Origin of the sequence: Micromonospora sp. DH14 (genome assembly GCF_029809455.1) — a bacterium.
Lineage (GTDB): Bacteria > Actinomycetota > Actinomycetes > Mycobacteriales > Micromonosporaceae > Micromonospora > Micromonospora parva.
The window spans coordinates 25,822-49,428 of the sequence record NZ_JARVKT010000042.1 but is presented as its reverse complement, the minus strand read 5'-3'; the positions used below and the strand labels follow the sequence as shown (position 1 = coordinate 49,428).

The following is a 23,607-nucleotide window of genomic DNA, read 5'->3' as shown; positions in this document are numbered from 1 at the left end:
GCAGCGAACACCCCCGCAGCTACCGACACCGTCCGAGTTATGGCAATCTGATCAGCCAGCGGAGCTCCAGGTTCGAGGGCGTCTTAGAGTGACCACCCTCTATACCGGAGCTCCGCTGCTTTCCGTCTCAGACACGCCTTGACACCCACACCCGCCGCTTAACTGAACGGCGTTGGGACTAGAACGGGTGCGGAAGGATAGCCACGTGGGCAAGGGTGGGGGACGCCGGCGGGCGAACGCGACGACGGGACGGGTGTGCCCGTGCGGCTCCGGCCGGGCGTACGCGGACTGCTGCGCCCCGGCGCACGCTGGCGACGCCCCGGCGACGGCCGAGGCCCTGATGCGCTCCCGGTTCAGCGCCTTCGCCCTCGGCGACTCCGGTTACCTGCTGCGTAGCTGGCACTCGTCGACCCGGCCGGCCGCCCTGGAGCTCGACCCGGGGCAACGGTGGACCCGACTGGAGATCGTGCGGACCGAGCGGGGCGGCCTGCTCGACGCCGCCGGCACGGTGAGCTTCCACGCCCACTACCGGCACGGGGGCCGGCCCGGCACGGTGACCGAACACAGCCGGTTCGTCCGCGAGGACGGCCGGTGGGTCTACCTCGACGGTGACCAGCCCTGACGTCGCCGGCTTCGACGCTGCCGGCGCGTCGAGGGCCGGCGCGACTGCGCGCGGGAGAAGCTGACCGGGGCTGAGCAGGCCGCGGAGCTGAAGGCGTACTGGCGGGAACGGCTCGCCGCACTGAAGGCACTGCTCGAAACGGACGGAGGCCACCGATGACCATGACGTTCATCAACCTGCCGGTGCGCGACCTGACCACCGCCGCCGAGTTCTACCGAGCGATCGGCTTCACCAGCGACCAGGGCGAGCCGGACGGCGACAGCATGGTGCTCACCATCTCCGACACCACCCGGCTGGTGCTGCACCTCCGCTCGGGTTTCGAGAGGTTCACCGGTGTCGCCACCCCGGACACGGCGACCAGCCGGGAGGTCATCGTCGGGCTGTCGGCACAGAGCCGGGGGCAGGTCGACGAGCTGGTCGACCAGGCGGCGGTCGCCGGTGGTGAGTCGCTCGGGCCGGGGATGGCCAACGGGCCGATGTACATGCGTGGCTTCCGCGACCTCGACGGCCACCAGTGGTCGTTCCTGCACCTGGACGGCTGACCACTCGGCCCGGCGGCGGCCTCCTCGGGCCGCCGCCGGGCCCCGGTCAGTGCCGGCCAGGCGTCACCGCCGCGACCACACCGGTGGGCACCACCGCCCGGCGCCGGCGGCGGGTCAGCAGCACCAGCGCCACCACGAGGTACGCCCCGGCGGTCAGCGCGAACGCCACCGCGTTGCCGGCCACCGTGGCGAGCAGGCCGTAGCCGGCGTACGTCACGATGATCAGCACGTCGGTGGCCATCCCGGCCAGGGATGTGACGGTGGCGCGACTGGTGCCGGTGATCCGGGCCTGCAACCGGGCGTCGGCCAGCACGGTGGCCAGCTGCGCCGCGCCGAAGGCCACCGCGAGCAGCACGAACCCCGCCGGGTGCCGAAGCAGGGCACCTCCGGCCAGCGCGACGCCGACCAGCCCCAGCAGCGCGGCGTACCCCCGGCTGCCCAGCCGCTCCCCCGCCGGGGCGAGCAGCCCGCCGACGGTCACCCCGGCCCAGAGCAGCAGGAGCAGCAGTGGGACGGCCTGCGCCCCGACACCGGTGTCCAGGGCGAGCAGCGGGGTGTACTCGTCCAGGGCACCCCAGTCGGCGGCGACCACGGCCACCAGCAGCACTGCCGACCGCACCGGCGCGCGGGTGCGGACCTGCGCCACCCCGGCCCGCAGCGTGTCCCACCATCCCGGGTCGGCATCGTCGTCCGGGCCTGTCGGCGGGACGGTGTCCGGCTGGTCCGGGTTCGCGGGTGGGGAACTGTCCGGCTGGTCCGGTCGGGGTGGAGCGGCATCCACCGGCCCGGCGGCCGGCACCGGCTCGGCGGCCGTGACGCGCCCGGCGGACGGCGCGCGGTGCTCCGGAAAGCGGGTGGCGGCGATCGCGGCGAGCAGGCAGGCGGCCACGCTGGCCGCGCCGACCGCCGGGTACCCGCCGACGGCGAGCACCGGGCCGGCGAGCACTCCGGAGAGCACCACGCCCAGCACACCCGCCGTCCGTGCCCGCCCGAGCACCCGGGCGTACCGGCCGACCGCGCCGAGCCGGTCCAGCTCGGTCCAGACCAACGCCTCCAGGGCACCGGACACCAGCGCGCCGGCGGCGCCCCAGAGCAGGAAACCACCAGCGAACGCCGGGTACGACGGCAGCAGCACCCAGAGCGCGAAACCGGCGGCGGCCACCAGCGGGGCGAGGCACAGCAACAGCCGGCGGGACAGCACGTCGGCCCATGCGCCGGAGGGCACCTCGAACACGATGCCGGCGGCCGACCAGATGACGAACAGCGACGCGATCTGCCCCACCGACAGCCCGGTGTCGGCGAAGAACACCACGTACAGCGGGTAGAGCAGGACAAGGTCGCTGAGGAACGCGTACCCGTAGAGGGTCGCCGTCAGCCGGCGGACCGCCGGGTCGGGCGAGCGCGAGACGATGGAGATCATGGGACCTTCCCGTGGGAGTGGAGACGGACACCGCAGGTGCGGTGCCCGTGGCGGCCCACGGGATCGGCCTACGCCGGTGGATCAATGTCGCCAGGTCATGCCGCGATGCTAGACAACCGGCGCGGCGGCGGCCAGCGCTTTCGGCGTGCCGGAGAACGCGAGGCGGGGCGGGATCAGGTCGATCCCGCCCCGCCGTGACGCCGGATGTCAGCGCCGGTCGACCGGCGGAATGACAGTGGTGGTCTCGCTGTCGTCGCTGGTGCGCTGACCGGGCACCGCGCGGTCGGTGTCGCCGGTGACCACCTGGGTCGCGTCGGGGTCGGCACCGGCGCCCACCACCTGCGTGACGTCGGGGTCGGCTGAGCGGCTGACCACCTGGGTGGTGTCGTCGGTTCCAGAGCTGACCGGGAAGCGCACGACCTGGGTGGCGTCGGTGTCGGCGGGCCGGGTCACCACCTGGGTGGCCTCCGGGTCACTGGTGGGGGCCGACGCGCGGGCCAGTTCGGCCTCGGCGTCACGGCGACCGGCCCGGTACGCCTGGGCGTGCTCGGCGATCAGCCGCGACTCCCGCTCTGCGCGGGTCAGCCAGGACTCCCACCGACTCTGCATCGGACGGATCAGACCGCCGCCGACACCCACGACGAGGATGCCGCCGATCGTGGCCAGCACGGCGATCAGCACGGGGGTGGTGACCGCGGTGGCCACCCCGATCTGGTTCAGCGCGGCGATGACGCCGAGGCCGAGGATGAACACCGAGGCGATGGTGGCCAGCACCCTGCCGTACGACAGGCCGCCGAGCGCGCCGCTGATGATGTCCTTGACCGCGTTGGCGATGGCGGCGGCGACCACGACGATGACGATCGCGACGAAGGCCCGGGGCAGCCACGAGATCACCGCGCCGAGCAGGTCGGAGATCGGGTTCGGCCCCCAGATGCCGAAGGCGAGCTGGAGGGTGAACAGCAGCACCGCGTAGTAGGCGAGCTTCGCGACGATGTCGCTGGCGTCGTACCGGGAGCGGCTCAACGCGCGGCGGATGCCGCCGCGTTCGACGGCGCGGTCGAAGCCGACCCGTTCGAGGACCTTCTCCACGATCTTCAGTACGGCCTTGGCGATCAGCCATCCGGCCACCAGGATCGCCAGGAAGGCGACGGCCTTGGGCAGGAAGAGCATCACCGAGCGGAGAGCGTCGCCCACCGCGTCGCTGACGTTGTCACTCATCTGGTCATTCCTTAAGGGGCAGCCGGAACGGTCAGCCCCGGACCTACCCCCGACCCGACGCGCGGAAACGCCGAGCAGGCACTGTCACCCGCGCCAGCGGGTGCTGGTGAGCGACCAGCACGCGATCGCGGATGTGGAGTGCCCCGAACCCGCCCTCGCCGTCATGGACCTGTACGTGGTGATGTGGTGTACGTGCTGCGGTGTTACCTGTCCTCGGTGCTGGGCTGCGTCGTGCCTGGGGAGTCGAACCCCGCGCTGCCCACCGCGCGCCAAGAAGGGTGCCGGGGTTACAGCCCGGCCCTGTGTGTACACGCCCCCACGACGGCTACCTGCTCCACATCGCTGCTGGAGTTGGTCAGTCCAGCAGGTCAGCCTCCCAGTTGGTGCGCTGAATCTGCACCTCGAGTTGCCGGAGCTCCCCGGCGAGTCGGTCGGCACGCTCCCGAAGCTCGGCGACCGGCAAGCCGGCGAGCATCTTCAGCTCGGAGCGGAGCTGCCGGGTCACGTGGCCGCGTCCGCTGCCGGCGGCTGCGTCGGCGGCCGCCGTGATGGCGGCGTGCCGCAGTCGCAGGATGTCCCGCCGGGCCAACGCGTCGGTGAGTGTGCCGAGGTCGTCGACCGGCACCGCGGCGTTGGTCCGGTTGATGCGCCGGATCAGTGACTCCAGGTGGTCGAGGATCTGGTCCAGTTCGGTCAGGAGCACCGCGGCGTCCTCCGGCGGCAGCTCGCCCTCCTGGTACCGGGCGCTGCCGTTGATCCGGGTCCGTAGCTGCTCGACCCGTCGTGCCGCCTCGGCGCGTTCTGCCAGCGCCTCACCAAGTTTCATCTTCCACCCCCGGGTCAGTGGCCAGGTTAGCGGAAGGTTGATCTTTTGGCCGACCGGTTTTCCGGTCGCCCGTCGGGCTCGGACGCCCTCTAGCGCGCGGGCGAGTCTTGGCAATATTCTCCGGAGTGCGTGCGGCCACTGGAGCTACTTTTCATCCCCGCCGTCGGCCGCAGGAGGAGATGCCATGCACGTCGACCATTCCGAAGTGGATCGCCGGACGCTGCTGCGGGCCGGTCTCGGCGCCGCCACGGTCGCCGTCGTCGGGAGCGAACTCGCCTTCCCGGGCGCCGCGCAGGCCGCGCCGGGCGCCGACCTGGACTGGATCATCAGCTGCGACGAGTGGGCCGCCCGCCCGCCGAAGGATCCACTGTCGGTGAGCGCCATCGCCACCAACAAGATCATCGTGCACCACATGGCGTTCCCGAACGTCACCGACTACTCCCGCGAGCAGGCGGTGAAACTCGCCCACGACTGCCAGGACCTGCACATCGACGGCAACGGCTGGTCGGACACCGGCCAGCACTTCACGGTGAGCCGCGGCGGCTACGTGCTGGAGGGCCGCCGGGGCAGCCTGGAACGGCTCGAAGCCGGCGACCGGCAGATGATCTCGGCGCACTGCCCGGGTGAGAACGGCCGGGCGATCGGCATCGAGAACGAGGGCACCTACGTCACCGAGACCCCGCCGAAGGCGTTGACCGACTCCCTGGTCAAGCTCTGCGTCGCGATCTGCCGGCAGTACGGGCTGCACGCGCACGACATCTTCGGCCACTGGGACTTCCGCACCACCGAGTGCCCGGGCGCCGCCTTCTACCGGCAGTTCCCCGAGCTGCGGCGGCGGGTGCACGCCGCCCTCGGTACCAAGCTCGGTGACGTGCCGGCGCGCCGCTGGCCGGACCTGTGGCGCTTCGTCAACTCGCCCTCGGTCCGGGTGGTGCAGCACCTGCTCGCCTTCCGGGGCTACCCGGTGACCGTCAGCGGCACGTTCGACGCCGCGACCGTCGCGGCCGTGCAGGACTGGCAGGCCCGCAACGGCATCGCGGTGGACGTGGACGCCACCCTCACCGTCCCGACCTGGGAAACCCTGGTTCCGGAGTTGGACCAGCACGCCAGCGGAGCGCCGGTCACCGCCGTGCAGGAGATCCTCGCCACCAAGGGGTACGCGGTCACCGTGACCGGGGCGTACGACCACGCCACCCGGAGCGCGGTGCAGGACCTTCAGGCACTGCACGGGCTGCCGCGCAACGGCAAGCTCAGCACGAGCACGTGGTGCGCTGTCGTCGGCGGGTCGGTCCGCGAGTCGTTCCGGCACCGCTGAGCACGGGGTGGCGGTGTGGGGCCCACCCGCACCGCCACCAGCCAGCTCACCGGTTTGATTCGCCGCCCGGGCGGAAAGACTCCCCGGCATGACCTGGGCCCGTCGAGCCGTACCCGCCGTCGCCACCGCCGTCGCGGCGCTCGCCGCGCGGGACCTGATCCAGCGCGATCACGCGCTGCTGCGCAACTTCCCGATCCTCGGCCGCGCCCGTTATCTGTTGGAGACGATCGGGCCGGAGCTTCGGCAGTACATCGTGGCCGGCAACAACGAGGAGCGGCCGTTCACCCGCGACCAGCGCCGCTGGGTGTACGCGTCGGCCAAGCAGGAGAACAACTACTTCGGTTTCGGTACGGACAACGACATCGAGTACACCCCCGGGTACCCGATCATCAAGCACCGTACGTTCGGCCGTGCCGTGCCGCCGTCGTCACCGGCCGCCGGGCACGATGTGCGGTTGCCCTGCGCGAAGGTGCTCGGCGCGGCACGGGGGCGGGCCCGGGCGTTCCGCCCCGAGTCGGTCGTCAACATCTCCGGGATGAGCTTCGGCTCGCTCTCCGGCAACGCCGTCACCGCGCTCAACAAGGGCGCGGCCCTCGCCGGCTGCCTGCAGAACACCGGCGAGGGCGGCCTGTCGCCGTACCACCGCAACGGCGGTGAGCTGGTCTTCCAACTCGGCACGGCGTACTTCGGCTGCCGCGACGAGCACGGCCGGTTCAGCCTCGACCGACTGAAGGACCTGGTCGCCGGTGCCCCGGTCAAGGCGTTGGAGATCAAGCTGAGCCAGGGCGCCAAGCCGAGCCTCGGTGGGTTGCTGCCCGGGGCGAAGGTGTCCGCCGAGATCGCCGCCACCCGGGGCATCCCGGCCGGTCAGGACTGCGTCAGCCCGTCCCGGCACGCCGAGTTCTCCGACTGCGACAGCCTGCTGGACTGGGTGGAGCTGCTGGCCGCCGAGACCGGTCTCCCGGTCGGCATCAAGTCGGCCGTGGGTGACCTGGGCTTCTGGCAGGAGTTGGCCACCCTGATGCGGGACACCGGCCGGGGTGTGGACTTCGTGACGATCGACGGCGGTGAGGGCGGCACCGGCGCCGCACCGCTGATCTTCGCCGAGCATGGCCTGCACGAGCAGGTGGTCTTCGTCGGCGCCGGCAAGCTCGGTCTGCCGGACAACGCCATCGTGGCGTTCGCGCTCGGCTGCGACCTGGTCAACGTCGGTCGGGAGGCGATGTTGTCGATCGGCTGCATCCAGGCGCAGAAGTGCCACACCGACACCTGCCCCACCGGAGTCGCCACGCAGAACGCGTGGCTCGCCCGCGGCCTGGACCCGGCGTCGAAGTCGGTCCGGGCGGCCAACTACGTGCGGACCCTGCGCCGGGACCTGACCAAGGTCGCCGAGGCCTGCGGCGTCGAACACCCCGGCCTGATCGGCACCGACGCCGTGGAGATCCTGGACGGCCGCACCGGCTCCACGCCACTGCACGAGGTGTACGGCTACCGGCCGGAATGGGGGCTGCCGTCGCCCGCCGACCAGGCGGAGATCATCCGACTGATGGTCCCGGAGGCGCCGAAGGGCGGCAGCGCCCCGCCCTCCGCCACCGCCGTCGGTTGAGATCACGCCCGACGGCCGGCGAGGGCCGCAGGCGCGGACCACAGAAGTACCAGGCCTGGAATCGCGGATCGGTGCCGGCGATAAACGCGTAGAACCGGCAACCCACCGAGTCTATGGTGGCGCGGTGCTGATCAGACGCGAGACACCCGCCGACGTCGACGCGATTCGCGCGGTGCACTCCGCGGCCTTCGCCAAGGCCGATGGCGGTGACGGCGTACCGGTCGAGGCGACGCTCGTCGACGCGCTGCGCGCCGACGGGGGCTGGCTGCCCGCGTACTCCCTGGTGGCGGTCGATTCGGACGGCCAGGTGGTGGGGCACGTGGTGGCCACCCGCGGCCTGGTGGGCGGCGCGGCGGTGGCCCTGGGCCTGGGGCCGCTGGGCGTGCTGCCGGACTGGCAGCGGCGCGGCGTCGGCAGCGCGTTGATGCACGCGGTGCTCGGCGCGGCCGACGCGCGGGACGAGCCGCTGGTGGTGCTGCTCGGGCACCCCGACTACTACCCGCGTTTCGGGTTCCGGCCCGCCGTCGAGCTGGGTGTCACCCCGCCGCAACCGTGGGGGCCGCAGTACTTCATGGCTCGGCCGCTGCACGCCTGGAACGAGTCGATCCGGGGCGAGTTCCGCTACGCCAGCCCGTTCGACGACCTGTGAACACACCGCGCATCCGCCGACGACGCGCCACCGACCTGGACGGCTGCGTCGCGGCGCTCGCCGAGGTTCACCGGGTCGACAGGTACCCGCTGAACTGGCCCGCCGACCCGCACCGCTGGCTCCGCGAGCCGCAGCCGGCGCGGGCCTGGGTGGCAGTCGATGCCGACGCTGCCGTCGTGGGGCACGTCGCCGTGCATCGCCTGCCCGACCCGGCGGGCGGGCCGCTGGCCCCGCCGACGGCCGAGGTGGCCCGTCTCTTCGTGGTGCCGAAAGCCCGGGGGTTGGCGCTGGGCAGCGCGCTGCTGGACCGGGCCCGTCGGTGGGCGGCCACACGCGCCACGGACCTGGTGCTGGAGGTGACCGCCGGTGACACCGCGGCCGTCGCGCTGTACGAGCGCGCCGGATGGCGGTGTGTCGGCACCAGCACTGCGCCGTGGACCGCTCCCGACGGTGGCCAGGTGTCGCTGCGGCACTACACGCTGCGTCACCGCGTGTCGGGCTCCGACGTCGCGCCGGCCAGCACCGCGAGGCGACGGGCGAGCCGGCCCGCGGCCTCGCGCAGCTCGGCAGGCTCCAGCACCTCGACCTCGTAACTCAGCCGGGCGAGATGCGCGGCGAGCCAGTCCAGGCTGTCGCCGCCGAGGACCAGCACCGACCACCCGTCCCGATCCTCCTCGACCCGCCCCACCTGGGGCGGAACCACCTCGCGCAGCTGGTCGGCCGGGGCGTGCACCCGCACCCGGGCGAGGTACCGGTACGGCGCCCCGGTCACCGCCCGCTGCACGAAGGCGACCGGATCGGGGTGCTCGCGGGCCCGGAACCGCCAGGTGGTCGCCACCGGCGCCCGCATCCGGTCCAGCCGGAACGTCCGCCAGTCGTCGCGGTCGACGTCCCAGGCCATCAGATACCAGCGGCGGCCGGTGGTGACCATCCGGATCGGTTCGACAGTCCGTTCCTGGCCCCCGGCGCCCCGGCCGGGATAGTCGAACCGAACGCGCACCCCGTCCCGGCAGGCGCGGGCCAGCGTCACCAGCAGCTCCGCGTCGATCTCGGCGACCGGGCCGATGAGGGTGTCGGTGGCGCCGTGCACCGCCCGCACCTCGGCGCGCAGCCGCGACGGCATCACCTGGTCGAGCTTCGCGAGTGCCCGTAGCGCCGCCTCGCCCGCCCCGGCGACGGTGCCGCCGGAGGCCAGCCGCAGCGACACCGCCGTGGCGATCGCCTCCTCGTCGTCGAGGAGCAACGGCGGCAGCCGGGTGCCCGCACCGAGTTGGTAACCGCCGCCGACGCCCGACACGGCGTGCACCGGGTAACCGAGCGTCCGCAGGCGCTGCACGTCGCGGCGCACGCAACGGCCGGTGACCCCCAACTCGACCGCGAGTTCGGCGGCCGTCCAGGACGGTCGTCGTTGCAGCAGCGCCAGCAGGCGCAGCACCCGCTCGGTCGTCGCCTCGACGGTCATTCGTCGATCGTTGCACGGATAGCGGAACAACCCTGTCCGCTATCCGCGAGAGGCTCAGATCATGACCGACCAGATCAGACACCAGGGATCCGCCGTGATCCGCGACGTACAGATCACCTTCGACTGCGCCGACCCGGCCCGGTTGGCCACGTTCTGGGCCGAGGCGCTCGGCTACCAGGTGCAGGCCCCACCCGGAGACTTCGAGTCCTGGGACCAGGCACTGGAGGCAATGGGTGTGCCGCCGGAGAACCGCAACGACGCGTCGGCGGTCGTCGACCCCGAGGGCACGCGACCACGGCTGTTCTTTCAGCGGGTGCCGGAACGCAAGCAGGTGAAGAATCGCGTCCACCTCGACGTCCGGGCCGCCCCCGGGCTGACCGGCGACGAGCGGATGGCGGCCCTGGAGACGGAGGCCGAACGGCTCGTCTCGCACGGCGCGAAGCGCCTCGGCCGGCACGAGCCCACTCCCCCGTTGGCCGCCGGTCACCTCATCATGGCCGACCCCGAGGGCAACGAGTTCTGCCTCGACTGATCGGGCGTTCGCCCAGCTCACTGCCGCATCGGCCGGGCGTCATGCGAACATGTGTACGTGTCGCCCGGCGCCAGCATCCTGCACGCCGACCTGGACGCGTTCTACGCGTCGGTCGAGCAGCGCGACGACCCACGCCTGCGGGGCCGACCGGTGATCGTCGGTGGCGGAGTGGTGCTCGCGGCCAGCTACGAGGCGAAGGCGCGGGGTGTCCGCAGCGCGATGGGCGGCCAGCAGGCGCGTCGACTCTGCCCGGACGCGATAGTGGTGCCGCCCCGGATGTCGGCGTACACGGCGGCGAGCCGCGCGGTCTTCGAGATCTTCCGGCAGACCACGCCGCTGGTCGAGGGGCTCTCCATCGACGAGGCGTTCCTCGACGTGGGTGGGCTGGGGCGGCTGGTCGGGCCACCGGCGGAGATCGCCGAACGGCTGCGCCGGGAGGTCCGCGACCAGGTCCACCTGCCGATCACGGTGGGGGTGGCCCGCACGAAGTTCCTGGCCAAGGTGGCCAGCGGGGTGGCGAAACCGGACGGCCTGCTGGTGGTCGCGCCGGACGACGAGCTGGCGTTCCTGCATCCACTGCCGGTGGAACGGCTCTGGGGAGTCGGCCCGGTCACTGCCGCCAAGCTGCGGGAACGCCGGATCCGTACGGTCGGGGAGGTGGCCCGCCTCGGCGAGGCGGCGCTGGTGTCGATGCTCGGGGCGGGTGCCGGCCGGCACCTGCACGCGCTGGCCCACAACCGCGACCCCCGGGCGGTGCAGGTGGGGCGGCGGCGCGGGTCGATGGGCGCGCAGCACGCGCTCAGTCGCACCCCGCACGCCTCGACGGAGTTGGAGGCCATCCTCGCCGGCCTGGTCGACCGGGTCAGCCGGCGGATGCGGGCGGCCGGGCGGTCCGGCCGCACGGTGGTGTTGCGGCTGCGCTTCGGTGACTACACCCGGGCGACCCGCTCGCACACGGTGGGTAAGGCGACGGCGGACACCACGCCACTGCTCGCCGCCGCGCGTGCGCTGCTGCGCGCGGCGCTGCCCGAGATCGATCGCCGTGGTGTCACCCTGATCGGTGTCTCGGTGGGCAACCTCGACGACAACCCCGTCCAGCCTGAGCTGCCGTTCCAGCCTGACGCCGGTTCCGAACTGGACGCTGCGGTGGACGCGGTCCGCGACCGGTTCGGATCGGCGGCGCTGACCCGGGCGGTGTTACTCGGCCGGGAGCCGGGGGTGGAGATGCCACTCCTGCCGGACTGACCGATACGCGTGCGGCGTCCGCGGCCGAGTTGCGAGCAGAGACACATCACAGCAGGTCGGCGGTTTAGCTGGCGGCTGACGGGTGACCCTTGGGGGGTACAGCCTGACGAGGGGGGCCATGATGTCCGACGACACCAGCAACCGACCGAGCCGCACCGCCGAGCGTCCGCACGACGTGACCGACCCGCTGCTGTGGCAGTTGGCGATCGACGTGCTGAGCGCACACGAGCCGGACGACGAGGGCCGGTGCCGCAACCTTCAGTGCGCCGGGCAGTCCTGGCCGTGCGCGGCGCGTGCCGGTGCCGAGCACTCACTGCGACTGGCTCGCCGCACCCCCGCCTCGGTCGAGCTGACCGTCGACGGCGCCGACAGCGACGACGTCGAACCGGACGGACGTCGTGACGCCTCGGTGCCGGCGCCGCGATGGGGCTGGAACGCCGGCCCGGCGGCGTCGCACCGGGGGTCGAAGGCCGCCTCCGCGGCCTGACGGCCGTCGACACCCGAGTTGCTTTCGCACCACCCAGGCGAACGCTCGGCCGGATCACCGGCCGAGCGTTCGCCTGTTGTCGGTCGGCCGACGGTTACAGGGTGCGGGCCAGCCGGTCGGCGAGCGTCCGGGTGAAGCGGGCCGGGTCGGTCAGCTCACCACCCTCGGCGAGCACCGCCAAGCCGTAGAGCAACTCGGCGGTCTCGGTCAGGGCGGCCGGGTCGCTGCCCTGTTCGTGGGCCTTGCGCAGCCCGGACACCAGCGGGTGCCCGGGGTTGATCTCCAGGATCCGCTTGGTCGGCGGAATCTCGTGCCCCATCGCCCGGTACATCTTCTCCAGGGTCGGGGTGAGGTCGTGGGCGTCGCCGACGACGCAGGCCGGCGAGGTGGTCAGCCGCGATGACAGGCGAACCTCCCGGACACTGTCGGTGAGGGTGGTCCCCAGCCAGTCGAGCAGCGCCGCGAACTCCTGTCGCTGCTGCTCACGCTCGGCCTCGGCCTGCTGCTTCTCCTCGTCGGTGTCCAGGTCGATCTCGCCCTTGGCGATCGAGCGCAGCGTCCTGCCGTCGTACGTGCCGACCCGCTCGACCCACACCTCGTCGACCTGGTCGGTGAGGAGCAGCACCTCGTGCCCCTTGGCCCGGAACGCCTCCAGGTGCGGCGAGTTCTCGATGGCGGCCCGGGACTCGCCGGTGGCGTACCAGATGTCGCTCTGGCCGTCCTTCATCCGGGACACGTAGCCGGCCAGGTCGGTGGGCTCGGCCGGGTCGTTGGTGGAGGCCACCGACAGGATGTCCAGCAGGGTGTCCCGGTTGTCGGTGTCGTCGATCAGCCCTTCCTTGACCACCGCGCCGAACTCGGTCCAGAAGGTGCGGTAGCGCTCGGCGTGGTTGGCCTTGAGGTCCTTGACCGTGGCGAGGACCTTCTTGACCAGGCGGCGGCGGACGATCTGGATCTGCCGGTCCTGCTGGAGGATCTCCCGGGAGATGTTCAGCGACAGGTCGTGCGCGTCGACCACGCCCTTGACGAAGCGCAGGTACGTCGGGACCAGCGCCTCGCAGTCGTCCATGATGAAGACGCGCTTGACGTAGAGCTGCACGCCACGGCGGCCCTGTGGGGAGAACAGGTCCAGTGGGGCGTGGCTGGGCAGGAACAGCAGCGCCTCGTACTCGAAGGTGCCCTCGCCCTTCATGTGCACGACCTCGAGCGGGTCGGCCCAGTCGTGGCTGACGTGCTTGTAGAACTCGTTGTACTCGGCGGCGTCGACCTCGTCGCGGGGCCGCGCCCAGAGCGCCTTCATGGAGTTGAGGGTCTGCACCTCGCTGGTGGCGGGCTCACCGTCGGCGCCGGGCCGCTCGACCGTCATCCGGATCGGCCAGGCGATGAAGTCGGAGTAGCGCTTGACGATGTCGCGGACGGTCCACTCGGCGGTGTAGTCGTGCAGGTTGTCCTCGGTGTCGGCCGGCTTGAGGTGCAGTGTCACGGCGGTGCCCTGCGGCGCCTCGTCGACCGCCTCGATCGAGTACGTGCCCTCGCCGGTGGACTCCCAGCGGGTGCCGCCGGTCTCGCCGGCCTTGCGGGTCAGCAGGGTGACCCGGTCGGCGACCATGAACGCGGCGTAGAAGCCGACGCCGAACTGGCCGATGAGGTCCTGCTTGGCGTGGGCGTCGGCGGACTCACGCAGCTGGCGCAGCAGCTCGGCGGTGCCCGACTTGGCGATCGTGCCGATCAGCTGGACGACCTCGTCGCGGGTCATCCCGATGCCGTTGTCCCGCACCGTGAGGGTGCGGGCGTCGCGGTCGATCTCCAGGGCGACGTGCAGGTCGTCGGTGTCGGCGACGAGGTCCTTGTCGACGAGGGTGGCCAGCCGCAGCTTGTCCAGCGCGTCGGACGCGTTCGAGATGAGTTCCCGCAGGAAGACGTCCTTGTTCGAGTAGATCGAGTGGACCACCAACTGGAGGAGCTGACGCGCCTCGGCCTGGAATTCCAACGTTTCGGCCTGGTTGCTCACACCGTCTCCCATCTCGGCTCGTACGGAGGTTCGCGGAAAGGATACGAGTCGTCACCGGTCCGGCTGTGGGCGCGTCCGGGTCGTATTCCCGATTCGGTCGGCCCGCTCCGGTGAGATAGCTGACTTTGCCTAACAAAAGTCAGCTCGGATAGCGTGACGGCCATGAAGCTTGCTGGAAGCACCGCCCTCGTCACCGGCGCCAACCGTGGCCTCGGCCGCCACCTGGCCGCCGAACTCCTCGCCCGGGGCGCCACCGTCTACGCCGGCGCCCGCAACCCCGACCGCGTCGACCTGCCCGGCGTGACGCCGGTACGCCTCGACATCACCGACCCCGCCTCGGTGGCCGCCGCCGCCGCGCTGGCCGGCGACGTGAACCTGCTGATCAACAACGCGGGCACCGATTTCCGAGCCGACCTCCTCGACGGCGACCTGGACGTGCTGCGGCAGGAACTGGAGACCCATTACATCGGCACGCTGTCGATGGTCCGGGCGTTCGCGCCGATCATCGCCGGCAACGGCGGCGGGACGATCCTCAACGTGCTGTCCGTGCTGTCCTGGTTCAGCTCCCCGATCCACGGGGCCTACGGCGCCGCCAAGGCCGCGCAGTGGTCGATGACCAACGGAGTGCGCGTGCGCCTCGCCGACCAGGGCGTCCGGGTCGCCGGCCTGCACGTCGGCTACCTGGACACCGACATGGCCGCCGACATCACCGGCCCGAAGTCCGACCCGGCGGAGATCGCCAGGATCGCGGTCGACGGCGTCGAGGCCGACGCGTACGAGATCGTCGCCGACGAGATCAGTCGGCGGGTCCAGGCCGGGCTGGCCGGCGGTGTCGCCGCGCTCTACCCCCAGCTTCCCTGACCACGACGCGACGGGCCGCCGCCGGGTTGCCGGCGGCGGCCCCTGTCGGTACGCGGTCAGTTCGCCTGCAACGTCACGTCGTCGATCACGAAGCTGGTCTGCAACGACGAGTCCTCGGTGCCGGTGAACCGCAGCGTCACCGTCTGCCCGGCGAAGCCGGCCACGTTGAAGCTGCGCTGCACGTAGCCGGTCGCGGCGTTGAGATTCGAGTACGTCGCCAGCGTGGTCGAACCCACCTGCACGGTCAGCCGGTCGTACGCCGTCGAGCTGGTGGTCTCGGCGGTGTCGATGTGCAGCCAGAACGACAGCGTGTAGGTGGCGCAGCCGGCCGGCACCGTCACCGACTGGGTCAGGCTCTCGGTGCCGCTTCGGCCGTTGCCGCCCAGCCACGCCTTGTACGACCCGGTCCGGGCCGACTGGGCGCTGGCGTTGGTGATCACGCCGGACGACGCGGTCCACGGCGTACTGCCGTTCTCGAAGCCACCGTTTCCGACCACCTGACCGCCGACGCAGGTCGGGGTGCCGCCACCCACGGCGAGTTGCCACAGCGCGTACGCGACACCGTCGGCCGCCCGGTTCAGCACCGTGGCGCTGACGTTGGCGGTGGTGTCACAGGACCGGTGGTAGCACGGGTCGTACGCGGAGTTGGCGGTGCCGCCCCACTTGGCCGCCTGGGCGCTGGTCTTACGGGCGCTGGCCCCGGCGGCGTAGCCCGAGGTGGGGATGCCGGCCTGCTGGAAGTAGTAGTCGTCGGAGCGGCCCTGCCCCTCGACGTTCTCCTCCGGTTGCAGGCCCAGGGAGTCCCAGTACGCCTTCAGCGGCGCCGCCGTGGTCGAGGTGACCCGGTTGATGAAGTAGCCGCCGTTGACCGAGCCGACCATGTCGAAGTTGTAGTAGCCCTTGATGTAACCGCGCTGGGTGGTGGTGAGCGAGTTGACGTAGAACCGGGAGCCGTTGAGCCCCTGCTCCTCGTCGGTCCACCAGGCGAACCGCACCCGCTTCGTCATCGCCGGGTTCTGGGCGGCCAGGACCAGCGCGTTCTCCAGCAGGGTCGCCGAGCCGGTGGCGTTGTCGTTGATGCCCGGACCGGCCGAGACGCCGTCCAGGTGCGCGCCGAACATGACCACCTGGTCGGCCGGACCGCCGGGCCACTCCGCGATCAGGTTGTTCGAGGGGTACCTGCAGCTGGAGCAGTACTGCTCGCTGACGGTGTAGCCGGCCGACTGGAGTCTGGTCTTGACGTAGTTGAGCGAGGCGGTGTAGCCGGCCGAGCCGGCCCGTCGGTTGCCACCGTTGCTGGTGGCGATGGCGTTGAACTGGGTCAGGTGCGCCTGGACGTTGCTGACGGAGATGTCCGGCGCTGCGAGTGCGGCGACGGACCCGGCGATCGGCCGGGCCACCGTCGTGGCGGTCGGGGGTGACGCGGTCACCGGTTGGGCGGCCAGCGTCACGGTCGTCGCGGCGAACACGGCGAGCGCGACTCTCGCGCTCAGCGTTCTGCCTCTCATGGGGGCTCCTCGGGGTCGGAGGGATACCCGAGACAATTACAGACGTCGATGCACTAGGCATCGGTCGTTCGTCCCGAACCGCCGCCGGTTCGACGGTGGGTACCGGCGTCAGCACAGCTGAGTAGAAGTGTCAGGATGGGTAGGTAACGCGGCAGGGGTCGTCAGGCCCGGAACGGGGGCTTGCGATGGGGCCGGATCGAGCGTGACACGACCCAGCGGCGACCTGTTCCTCGGCGGCGGCGAAACCGGGCGGTTGATGGCCGAGCTGGACTGGGCCCGCACCCCGCTCGGCCCGGTCAGCGAATGGCCGCAGAGCCTGCGCGCCGCCGTCCGGATGGTTCTCTCCTCCCGGTACCCCATGCTGCTGCTCTGGGGCGAGAACTACTCCCAGCTCTACAACGACGCCTATTCGGCGCTGATCGGCGACAAGCACCCCGCCGCGCTCGGCGACGACGTGCGGGTGACCCTGGCCGAGGTCTGGGACGTGCTCGCCCCGCTGGTCGAGGAGGCCATGGCGACCTCGGTGGCCAGCTGGGTCCCCGCGCTGCAACTGCTGCTGAAGCGGGCCGGCTACCGCGAGGAGGCGTACTTCACCGTCTCGCACGCGCCCGCCCGCGACGACGACGGGCGCACCGTCGGCGTGCTGACCGTGTGCAGCGAGGTCACCCAGCAGGTGATCGGCGAACGCCGGCTCCGCCTCCTGCGCGACCTGTCCGTGCTCGGCGACGGGCGCACCGTCGACGTGGACGCCACCGGCGCACGGCTGGTCGGTGTGATCGACGACCACCCCCTGGACGTGCCGTTCGCCGCCATCTACCTGCGCGACGGCACGACACTGCGCCGGATCGCCTGCACCGGCGGCGACCGGCGGCACGCCCAGACCCTGCCGGACGCCGTCGAGCTGACCGACCCGGGCCCGCCCGCGTACGCCTGGGGGCTGGCGGACGCCGCCGAGGGCCGGGCGACCGCGGTGACCGACGTCGCCGACCGGTTGCCGCTGCCCGCCGGCCCGTGGGACGACCCGGTCCGCACCGCGCTGGCGCTGCCGCTGTCCTCCGCCGACGAGGGTCAGCCCCGCGGCGTCCTGCTCGCCGGGGTGAGCCCCAGCCGTGGGCTCGACGAGGCGTACCGCTCGTTCCACCAGCTCCTCGCCCAGCAGATCTCGGTGGCGTTGCGCAACGCCCAGGAGTACGAGGAGGAGCGGCGCCGCATCGAGGCGATGGCGGAACTGGACCGGCTCAAGACCGACTTCTTCGCCAACGTCAGCCACGAGTTCCGTACCCCGTTGACCCTCATCCTCGGCCCACTGACCGACGCCCTCACCGACGCCACCGCGCCGCTGGCACCGGCGCAGCGGGAGCGGGTGGAGACCGGCTGGCGTAACGCCACGCGACTGTTGACGCTCGTCAACAGCCTGCTCACCTTCTCCAGCCTGGAGGCCGGGCGGGCGCGCAGTGACGCCCGGGTGGTCGACCTGGCCGCGCTGACCGCCGAACTCGCCGGGGTGTTCCGGGCCGCCGTCGAGCGGGCCGGGTTGACCCTGGAGGTGAGCTGCCCACCGCTGCCCCGACCGGTCGCCGTCGACCCGGTCAACTGGGAACGCATCGTCACGAACCTACTCTCCAACGCCCTCAAGTACACGTTCATCGGCCGCATCCGGGTCACCCTCGACGCCGACGACGAGGAGGTGCGTCTCACCGTCGCGGACACCGGCATCGGCATCGCGGAACGGGACCTGCCGAAACTCTTCGAACGCTTCCACCGGGTACGCGGCGCCCGCTCGCGCAGTCACGAGGGCACGGGCATCGGCCTGGCCCTGGTGCACGAGTTGGCCCGGCTGGAGGGCGGCGACGTCCGAGTGACCAGCCAGGTGGGCGTGGGCAGCCGGTTCACTGTGACGCTGCCGTGGTCGGCGACGCACCGCACCGCGGTCAGCGGCCCGACGGTCGGCGGGCGGGGTGACGCGGCCCGGGCCGCCGTCGAGGAGGCGGTGGGCTGGCTCACCGAACCGAGCGACGCGGTGACCGAACCCGACCCCACGACCCGAACGACCACGGACGAGCTGGCCGGGGCCCGGATCCTGCTCGCCGACGACAACGCCGACATGCGGGCGTACCTCACCCGGCTGCTCACCGCGCAGGGCTGGCGGGTGCGGGCCGTCACCGACGGCCAGCAGGCCCTCGACGAGATCCACCGCGACCTGCCGGACCTGGTGCTGACCGACGTGATGATGCCGGTGATGGACGGCTTCGACCTGGTGCGCCGGCTCCGGGCGGACCCGGCGACCCGGGCGCTGCCGGTGCTGGTGCTCTCCGCCCGTGCCGGCGGTGAGGCCAGCGTGGAGGGCCTGAGCCTGGGCGCCGACGACTACCTGGTGAAGCCGTTCGCCGCAGCCGAGCTGGTCGCCCGGATCCGGGCCAGCATCCGCCGGGCCCGCGACCGTACCCCTGCCGCGGCCCTCGGCGGCGAACCGGCGACCGTCGCCGCCTCCGCTCCCCCTTCGCACCCGGCCCCGGTCGGCCCCGTCACGGCGGACCCGGCTGTCGAAGCCGTCCGCGAGGCGGCGGTGCTTCCGCCGACGTCGGCCGACCCGGACGCGCTGGGCGATCTCCTGGACGTCGGGTGGACGTACCCGTCCGAACCCACCTCGGCGGCGGCGCTGCGTCGGGACGTACGCGGCGTCCTGGGCGAGCTGGACGTCGACCCGGAGGTTCTGGAGGATCTCCTGCTCGCCGCCTCCGAGGCCATGAACAACGCCGTCGAGCACGCGCAGCGGCCCAGCCGCCCGGAGGTGCGGGTGCGCGTCCAGCTGGGTGGCGGCCTGGTCCGGATCTCGGTACGGGACTTCGGCACCTGGCGGGACCGCCGACCGGCGATGGACCGGGGGCGCGGCGCGCTGCTGATGAACGCCTACGGCGACGTGCGACTGGTCTCCACCGCCGAGGGGACGACGGTGACCATCGAGCGTCGGCTGGCCTGAGCGGCGGCAGCGCGTCAGAGTCGACGACCGCCGCCGTCGCGGGCGATGATGCCGTCCAGCCGCTCCCCCGGGGTGAGGTGCGCCGGGTCGAACCAGAAGATCATCACCTGGCTGTCGAGACTCCACCGCGTCACCCGGGCGTCGACCTGCCGACCGTCGACGGTGCCGATGATCCGCTTGGCGGGGCCGACGAAGTAGCCGAAGGTGGGCACCGGCGCGACGGCTGACCCCTCGTCGTAGCCGATCTGGTGGAACCCGGCGCTGCGGTCACTGCCCTCGACGTCGTTGACCAGGATGTCCGTGGTCAGCGAGCCGCCGGGGGTTTGGCGACCGGCGGCGAGGCCGATCGACACCTTGGGTGCGCCGGGCACGGACACCGGGACGAAGTAGTACATGCGGCGTTCGCCGCCGTGCCGTACCCCGCTGTCCACCAACTGGCCCAGGGGCTTCGCCAGCGGCTTGTCGCTGGCCAGCGTCGGCGGTGGCGTGTGGTCCTGCGACTTCTGCGCCGACGGCGAGTCAGCGACCGTCGGTGGAGCGACGGCGGCCGGCGGCAGCGGCTCGGTCGGCGTCGGATCACCCGGCCCGGCCACGCCGACCGCCACCGCGACGACCGCGGCGGCCAGGCCGGTCGCGAGCGTCGCCGCCCCGGCCGCGGCGACGCGCCGACGGGTCCGCAACCGACGTCCCTCGCGCATCACGGCGCTCAGATCGAGCCCCGCGTCGGGACGCTCGGTCGCCCGCATGGCGTGGCGGAGCCGTTCCAGCTCGTTCATCGGCGCGCCTCCTCATCGGCCATCCGGGGCGTGGCGCTGCGCAGCTTCTCCAGAGCCCGCGAACTGGTGCTCTTGACGGTGCCGACGGATACCGAAAGTTCCCGGGCCACCTGCGCCTCCGGCAGGTCGAAGTAGTAGCGCAGGACGACGATGGCGCGCTCCCGGGGGCTGAGCGCACCGAGGATGGCGATCAACCAGCGCCGGGTTGCCACGTCGTCGGCCACGTCGCCACGCCGCTGCTCCGGGACCTCGTCGGTCGGGTACTCCCGCATCGGCCGCCGCCACCCGTCCACCAGGTGGTTGACCAGCGTGCGGCGCGCGTACCCGTAGGCGTCGTCGTCGTGGATCCGCGACCACGACGCGTAGGTACGGACCAGCGCGGTCTGCGCGGCGTCCTCGGCCTGGTGGTGGTCGCCGGTCATCAGGAACGCGGCGTGCACCAGTCGCGCGGACGCCGCCCGCGCGAACTCCACGAAATCCGCGTCCCCCCGCGCCACCGCGAACCCTCCCCGTGCCACAGAGCTAGAGACGGGCGGGGCCGGCAAAAGGTTGAGCGCTGGGTCACATCAACTTTTCGCCACGGTCACCCGTCTTCTCCTCCGCGCCGCCGCCGAGCGTTGCGCGAGGGGAGAGACATGTCGACGAAGGTTACCCGCCGCTGGGGTCCCGCATCGGTGGCGTCGCTGCTGGTGATGACGTTGCTCACCGGATGCGGTCTGCCGGCCGCCGGGGAACCGGCCACCGGTCCGGTCGCCGCCGCAGGGCTGCCCGCCGGGCCGGCGACACCCACCGGGCGGCCGAGCGCGGCCACCGAGGTGCGGTCCAGTTCCGCACCGGCCATCCCGGTGACCTACCCCGCCACCGGCGGCAACCGCTGGTCGGTGGCGTCCGGCGAGACGACGCCGGGACGCGCGACGGGCGGCCGGTTGCTGCGCTACCGGGTCGCCGTGGAGCGCGACATCCGGGGCCTGGCGACGGCTGACATCGCGACCGCGATCACCACGACGTTGAACGACCCGCGCGGGTGGACGGCGGGCGGGCTGTGGCGGCTGCGCCGGGTCGGTGCCGGTGAGCCGACCGACTTCACCATCTACCTGGCGACTCCCGGCACCCGTGACACGCTCTGCCAGGACGTGCCGGACGCCTACACCTCGTGCCGCAACGGTGCCCGGGTGGTGCTCAACGTGGCGCGTTGGGTCAAGGGGGTGCCGCGGTACGGCGCGAGCCTCGACACCTACCGGCAGTACATGGTCAACCACGAGGTGGGACACAAACTCGGGTACGGCCACGAGCGGTGCCCCGGGCGGGGCCGGGCCGCGCCGGTGATGCAGCAGCAGACGCTGGGCCTGCACGGGTGCGCCGCGAACGCCTGGCCGTATCCGAAGGGCAAGACCCGCTACAGCGGCCCGGTCGGGGCGTACGACGACGAGATCCCCCGGCGTGAGGGCGGCTACCCGGCGCGCTGAGACCGTCGGCGGCGGTGTGCCCTCAGGTGCGCCGCCGCCGTTCCTGTTCGAGTCGCTCGTCCAGCCGGCCCATCTCGTAGATGGCGTTGAGGCTGGTCGGCAGGCGGCTGACGTTGTCGTTGTCCGGGACCGGGTCGGGGTCCGGTGCGGGACCGGAATCCGGCACGGGACCGGGGTCCGGCGCGAGTGCGGCAACGGCGGGGGCCGGGGCCCGGCGGCGCAGGAGCAGCAGCGCCAGCACCGCGAGCAGCGCCACGACCAGCAGGTACGACGCGGGTGGCCAGGCATCGCGGGTGGGGCTGGCGAACACCGGCGGGGCGGCCGGTTCGGGGGTGTCGCCATCGCGCTGGGGCACGACGACCTCGCGGGTGTCGGTGCTCTCGCCGACGGTGCGGCGATCAGGGGCGGGGGCGGCGGGTGCGGGGACACCACCCACCGAACCGGCGGGCGCCGGGACCGCTGTGGTCCGCACCGGGGTGGGCTGACCGGCGGCCGGTGGCCGACTGGGCGTGGGCACCCCGGTCGCGGTGGCGCTCGGCGTCGGAGCGGCACTGGGCGGATCGCCGCCGAGCAGGTCGTCGACGATCTGACCGACCCCACCGATGATGTCGCCGAGCGGATTCGACGTGGCCGACGGCGAGGGCGCCGGGGCGAGGGCGAGGGTCAGCGCGAGGACGACGACGGTAGGCATGAAGCGACCTCCGATGTGCCGAGATGCCACGCACCGTACCGCGTCCGGCGAGCGCGTGGTGACACCGGCACACCGGTGCGGGGGCGCGTGCGTCGCGCGCCCCCGCCCGCGGTGTCAGTGCCGGTCAGACGGGCAGGCCGCCGACCTGAGTGGAGATCCACGAGCGGATGGACGGCAGGTCCACATAGATGGACGGGCCGGTGGCGCAGGTGGAGTTGTTGTTGCCGGCCCGACTCGTCGCGCCGATCAGGTTCCACACCCCGTTGACCTTGCGCACCTGCGGCCCACCCGAGTCGCCGTAGCAGGCGCCGGAATTGCCGTTGGTGTTGTTGGTGCAGATCTCGTACGGGCCATTGATGCCGGAGCACCGGCTGTCGGCCACGATGGAGGTGTCCAGTTCGTTGGCCACCGTCGGCGCCGACCCGCAGCCCCGGGGGGCGCAGGTCTGACCCCAGCCGATGATCCGGGTGGCGGTGCCGACCGCGCCGGAGGTGCTCGGGATCGGTGCCGGGGCGTACGTCACCGAACTGGCGAGTTGCAGCAGCTTGACGTCGACGCTCGGGTGGTTGACCGCCCGGGTCACCCGCACGACGGTCCCGCCGCTGGTGCGGTTGATGCTGCCCACCCGCACCGAGGACGGCGTCGAACAGTGCTTGGCGGTGACCGCCCAGTTGCCCTTGATCAGCGTGCCGGTGCAGCCGGAGACGTACACCATGAACGGGTAGTTCTCCGACGCCGGCCGGCCGCCGACCACCAACGGCGCGATGTCCGAGTCGGCGGTCCAGGTGTACGTCGTGCTGGCGGGCGCGGCCAGGCTGCCGGCGAACAGCGAGTTCACCCGGCTCGCCTCGGTGGAGCTGGGGTTCGCGTTGCGGCAGGACACCGGGGCGCTGCTGCCGGACATCAGGTCGGTGCACAGCCCGGTCCGCCGGTCCGGCAGGCCCAGGATGTGGCCGATCTCGTGGGCGGCGATGCGGTTGCGGTCGTAGCCCTGGTTGACGGCCGTGCGGCCCATCCAGATCCGGCCCGAGCCGAGGCCGGTCGGTTGCGCCCGGGGCCAGCCGTCGTCGACGTAGATGGTGATGCTGGCCGGGGTGCCGGCCAGCAGCCGGACGTTGCTGACCCGGCTGTTCCAGATCTGCGCCGCCTGGTCGAAGTTGGTCCGGAACTCACCGGTCCGGCTCGCGTCGTAGTAGACGGTCCGGACGGCGGCGGCCGGAGCGCCGGTGGCGAGCTGCATCCCGGCCGCCGCCAGGATCGCCACCAGCATGGCCAGCGCCGCACGTCTCAGTTGTCGTCGAAGCATCACGCACTCCCCTGCGGTCGTCCGGCGATCATCAGCCACCGGGTCATCGATGCACGTAGATGTTACTGTGACGGCGATCGATGT

The 23,607-nt window shown here is 72.2% G+C and carries 21 protein-coding genes and 1 pseudogene; 12 read left to right on the top strand and 10 right to left on the bottom strand.

Going from position 1 to position 23,607, the window contains the following annotated elements; genetic code table 11:
- The first annotated feature begins 205 nt into the window (after positions 1-205).
- Together QCZ28_RS31575 and QCZ28_RS31570 are read left to right on the top strand one after the other, a co-directional pair.
- Positions 206-622 carry a YchJ family metal-binding protein gene (locus QCZ28_RS31575; protein ID WP_279520020.1) on the top strand — a complete coding sequence of 139 codons (417 nt, stop codon included), beginning with the start codon at positions 206-208 and terminating at the stop codon, positions 620-622.
- 155 nt (positions 623-777) lie between these two features.
- A complete protein-coding gene (locus QCZ28_RS31570; RefSeq protein WP_279520019.1) occupies positions 778-1,164 on the top strand; it encodes a VOC family protein in 387 nt (128 codons plus the stop codon).
- A 46-nt stretch (positions 1,165-1,210) separates the two neighbouring features.
- Here QCZ28_RS31570 and QCZ28_RS31565 read toward each other — a convergent pair whose 3' ends face one another.
- From QCZ28_RS31565 to QCZ28_RS31555, 3 genes and pseudogenes are all read right to left on the bottom strand, one after another.
- Complete coding sequence (locus QCZ28_RS31565; RefSeq protein WP_279520018.1) at positions 1,211-2,584, bottom strand: MFS transporter; 1,374 nt, start codon at positions 2,582-2,584, stop codon at positions 1,211-1,213.
- Between the two features lie 495 nt (positions 2,585-3,079).
- Positions 3,080-3,802: pseudogene (locus QCZ28_RS31560) on the bottom strand (hypothetical protein); the annotation flags it as partial.
- 355 nt (positions 3,803-4,157) lie between these two features.
- Positions 4,158-4,628: a DIP1984 family protein gene (locus QCZ28_RS31555; protein ID WP_130400706.1), complete on the bottom strand. Its 471-nt coding sequence runs from the start codon at positions 4,626-4,628 to the stop codon at positions 4,158-4,160.
- Positions 4,629-4,812: 184 nt separating this feature from the next.
- Here QCZ28_RS31555 and QCZ28_RS31550 point away from each other — a divergent pair, with 184 nt between their 5' ends.
- The 4 genes from QCZ28_RS31550 to QCZ28_RS31535 all read left to right on the top strand — a co-directional run bounded on the left by QCZ28_RS31550 (position 4,813) and on the right by QCZ28_RS31535 (position 8,791).
- Positions 4,813-5,943 carry an N-acetylmuramoyl-L-alanine amidase gene (locus QCZ28_RS31550; protein WP_279520017.1) on the top strand — a complete coding sequence of 377 codons (1,131 nt, stop codon included), beginning with the start codon at positions 4,813-4,815 and terminating at the stop codon, positions 5,941-5,943.
- Between the two features lie 88 nt (positions 5,944-6,031).
- Positions 6,032-7,549 (top strand): FMN-binding glutamate synthase family protein, encoded by a 1,518-nt coding sequence (locus QCZ28_RS31545; protein ID WP_279520016.1) that lies wholly within the window; start codon positions 6,032-6,034, stop codon positions 7,547-7,549.
- 124 nt (positions 7,550-7,673) lie between these two features.
- Complete coding sequence (locus QCZ28_RS31540; RefSeq protein ID WP_279520015.1) at positions 7,674-8,198, top strand: N-acetyltransferase; 525 nt, start codon at positions 7,674-7,676, stop codon at positions 8,196-8,198.
- Complete coding sequence (locus QCZ28_RS31535; protein WP_279520014.1) at positions 8,195-8,791, top strand: GNAT family N-acetyltransferase; 597 nt, start codon at positions 8,195-8,197, stop codon at positions 8,789-8,791. The genes QCZ28_RS31540 and QCZ28_RS31535 overlap by 4 nt, the downstream gene beginning before the upstream one ends.
- Here the strand turns inward: QCZ28_RS31535 and QCZ28_RS31530 are convergent.
- Positions 8,683-9,660: a YafY family protein gene (locus QCZ28_RS31530; RefSeq protein ID WP_279520013.1), complete on the bottom strand. Its 978-nt coding sequence runs from the start codon at positions 9,658-9,660 to the stop codon at positions 8,683-8,685. The two genes, QCZ28_RS31535 and QCZ28_RS31530, sit on opposite strands and share 109 nt — an antisense overlap.
- 61 nt (positions 9,661-9,721) lie before the next feature.
- Between QCZ28_RS31530 and QCZ28_RS31525 the strand changes: the two genes are divergently transcribed.
- The 3 genes from QCZ28_RS31525 to QCZ28_RS31515 all read left to right on the top strand — a co-directional run bounded on the left by QCZ28_RS31525 (position 9,722) and on the right by QCZ28_RS31515 (position 11,924).
- Positions 9,722-10,192 carry a VOC family protein gene (locus QCZ28_RS31525; RefSeq protein ID WP_279520012.1) on the top strand — a complete coding sequence of 157 codons (471 nt, stop codon included), beginning with the start codon at positions 9,722-9,724 and terminating at the stop codon, positions 10,190-10,192.
- A gap of 57 nt (positions 10,193-10,249) precedes the next feature.
- Positions 10,250-11,437 carry a DNA polymerase IV gene (dinB, locus tag QCZ28_RS31520; RefSeq protein WP_279520011.1) on the top strand — a complete coding sequence of 396 codons (1,188 nt, stop codon included), beginning with the start codon at positions 10,250-10,252 and terminating at the stop codon, positions 11,435-11,437.
- 121 nt (positions 11,438-11,558) lie between these two features.
- Entirely contained in the window at positions 11,559-11,924 is a 366-nt protein-coding gene (locus tag QCZ28_RS31515; RefSeq protein WP_279520010.1) for a hypothetical protein, read from the top strand.
- Positions 11,925-12,018: 94 nt separating this feature from the next.
- On the opposite strand, the gene htpG is transcribed toward QCZ28_RS31515, so the two are convergent.
- Positions 12,019-13,947 (bottom strand): molecular chaperone HtpG, encoded by a 1,929-nt coding sequence (gene htpG, locus QCZ28_RS31510; RefSeq protein ID WP_279520009.1) that lies wholly within the window; start codon positions 13,945-13,947, stop codon positions 12,019-12,021.
- A 150-nt stretch (positions 13,948-14,097) separates the two neighbouring features.
- Between htpG and QCZ28_RS31505 the strand changes: the two genes are divergently transcribed.
- A complete protein-coding gene (locus tag QCZ28_RS31505; RefSeq protein WP_279520008.1) occupies positions 14,098-14,796 on the top strand; it encodes an SDR family oxidoreductase in 699 nt (232 codons plus the stop codon).
- A 56-nt stretch (positions 14,797-14,852) separates the two neighbouring features.
- Here QCZ28_RS31505 and QCZ28_RS31500 read toward each other — a convergent pair whose 3' ends face one another.
- Positions 14,853-16,304, bottom strand: coding sequence for a M28 family metallopeptidase (locus QCZ28_RS31500; RefSeq protein ID WP_279520007.1), 1,452 nt, complete (start codon positions 16,302-16,304; stop codon positions 14,853-14,855).
- A 202-nt stretch (positions 16,305-16,506) separates the two neighbouring features.
- Between QCZ28_RS31500 and QCZ28_RS31495 the strand changes: the two genes are divergently transcribed.
- Positions 16,507-19,284 carry an ATP-binding protein gene (locus QCZ28_RS31495; protein WP_279520006.1) on the top strand — a complete coding sequence of 926 codons (2,778 nt, stop codon included), beginning with the start codon at positions 16,507-16,509 and terminating at the stop codon, positions 19,282-19,284.
- A gap of 14 nt (positions 19,285-19,298) precedes the next feature.
- On the opposite strand, the gene QCZ28_RS31490 is transcribed toward QCZ28_RS31495, so the two are convergent.
- On the bottom strand, positions 19,299-20,060 hold the full coding sequence (locus tag QCZ28_RS31490) for a hypothetical protein (RefSeq protein ID WP_279520005.1): 762 nt from the start codon (positions 20,058-20,060) through the stop codon (positions 19,299-19,301).
- The gene (locus QCZ28_RS31485; RefSeq protein WP_279520004.1) at positions 20,057-20,557 is read right to left on the bottom strand and encodes a SigE family RNA polymerase sigma factor; all 501 of its coding nucleotides are present in this window, start codon (positions 20,555-20,557) and stop codon (positions 20,057-20,059) included. The genes QCZ28_RS31490 and QCZ28_RS31485 overlap by 4 nt, the downstream gene beginning before the upstream one ends.
- Before the next feature lie 138 nt (positions 20,558-20,695).
- Here QCZ28_RS31485 and QCZ28_RS31480 point away from each other — a divergent pair, with 138 nt between their 5' ends.
- Entirely contained in the window at positions 20,696-21,526 is an 831-nt protein-coding gene (locus QCZ28_RS31480; protein ID WP_279520003.1) for a DUF3152 domain-containing protein, read from the top strand.
- Between the two features lie 22 nt (positions 21,527-21,548).
- Here QCZ28_RS31480 and QCZ28_RS31475 read toward each other — a convergent pair whose 3' ends face one another.
- Together QCZ28_RS31475 and QCZ28_RS31470 are read right to left on the bottom strand one after the other, a co-directional pair.
- Positions 21,549-22,217 carry a hypothetical protein gene (locus QCZ28_RS31475; protein ID WP_279520002.1) on the bottom strand — a complete coding sequence of 223 codons (669 nt, stop codon included), beginning with the start codon at positions 22,215-22,217 and terminating at the stop codon, positions 21,549-21,551.
- A 124-nt stretch (positions 22,218-22,341) separates the two neighbouring features.
- Positions 22,342-23,523 carry a snapalysin family zinc-dependent metalloprotease gene (locus QCZ28_RS31470; RefSeq protein ID WP_279520001.1) on the bottom strand — a complete coding sequence of 394 codons (1,182 nt, stop codon included), beginning with the start codon at positions 23,521-23,523 and terminating at the stop codon, positions 22,342-22,344.
- Between the last annotated feature and the right edge of the window lie 84 nt (positions 23,524-23,607).

Bases quoted from the DNA above. Each gene is read 5' to 3' on its own strand.
- QCZ28_RS31555 (WP_130400706.1), bottom strand. From the start codon at position 4,628: ATGAAACTTGGTGAGGCGCTGGCAGAACGCGCCGAGGCGGCACGACGG.
- QCZ28_RS31490 (WP_279520005.1), bottom strand. From the start codon at position 20,060: ATGAACGAGCTGGAACGGCTCCGCCACGCCATGCGGGCGACCGAGCGT.
- QCZ28_RS31500 (WP_279520007.1), bottom strand. From the start codon at position 16,304: ATGAGAGGCAGAACGCTGAGCGCGAGAGTCGCGCTCGCCGTGTTCGCC.
- QCZ28_RS31545 (WP_279520016.1), top strand. From the start codon at position 6,032: ATGACCTGGGCCCGTCGAGCCGTACCCGCCGTCGCCACCGCCGTCGCG.
- QCZ28_RS31480 (WP_279520003.1), top strand. From the start codon at position 20,696: ATGTCGACGAAGGTTACCCGCCGCTGGGGTCCCGCATCGGTGGCGTCG.
- QCZ28_RS31550 (WP_279520017.1), top strand. From the start codon at position 4,813: ATGCACGTCGACCATTCCGAAGTGGATCGCCGGACGCTGCTGCGGGCC.
- QCZ28_RS31565 (WP_279520018.1), bottom strand. From the start codon at position 2,584: ATGATCTCCATCGTCTCGCGCTCGCCCGACCCGGCGGTCCGCCGGCTG.
- QCZ28_RS31570 (WP_279520019.1), top strand. From the start codon at position 778: ATGACCATGACGTTCATCAACCTGCCGGTGCGCGACCTGACCACCGCC.
- htpG (WP_279520009.1), bottom strand. From the start codon at position 13,947: ATGGGAGACGGTGTGAGCAACCAGGCCGAAACGTTGGAATTCCAGGCC.
- QCZ28_RS31475 (WP_279520002.1), bottom strand. From the start codon at position 22,217: ATGCCTACCGTCGTCGTCCTCGCGCTGACCCTCGCCCTCGCCCCGGCG.
- QCZ28_RS31525 (WP_279520012.1), top strand. From the start codon at position 9,722: ATGACCGACCAGATCAGACACCAGGGATCCGCCGTGATCCGCGACGTA.
- QCZ28_RS31515 (WP_279520010.1), top strand. From the start codon at position 11,559: ATGTCCGACGACACCAGCAACCGACCGAGCCGCACCGCCGAGCGTCCG.
- QCZ28_RS31505 (WP_279520008.1), top strand. From the start codon at position 14,098: ATGAAGCTTGCTGGAAGCACCGCCCTCGTCACCGGCGCCAACCGTGGC.
- QCZ28_RS31530 (WP_279520013.1), bottom strand. From the start codon at position 9,660: ATGACCGTCGAGGCGACGACCGAGCGGGTGCTGCGCCTGCTGGCGCTG.
- QCZ28_RS31470 (WP_279520001.1), bottom strand. From the start codon at position 23,523: ATGCTTCGACGACAACTGAGACGTGCGGCGCTGGCCATGCTGGTGGCG.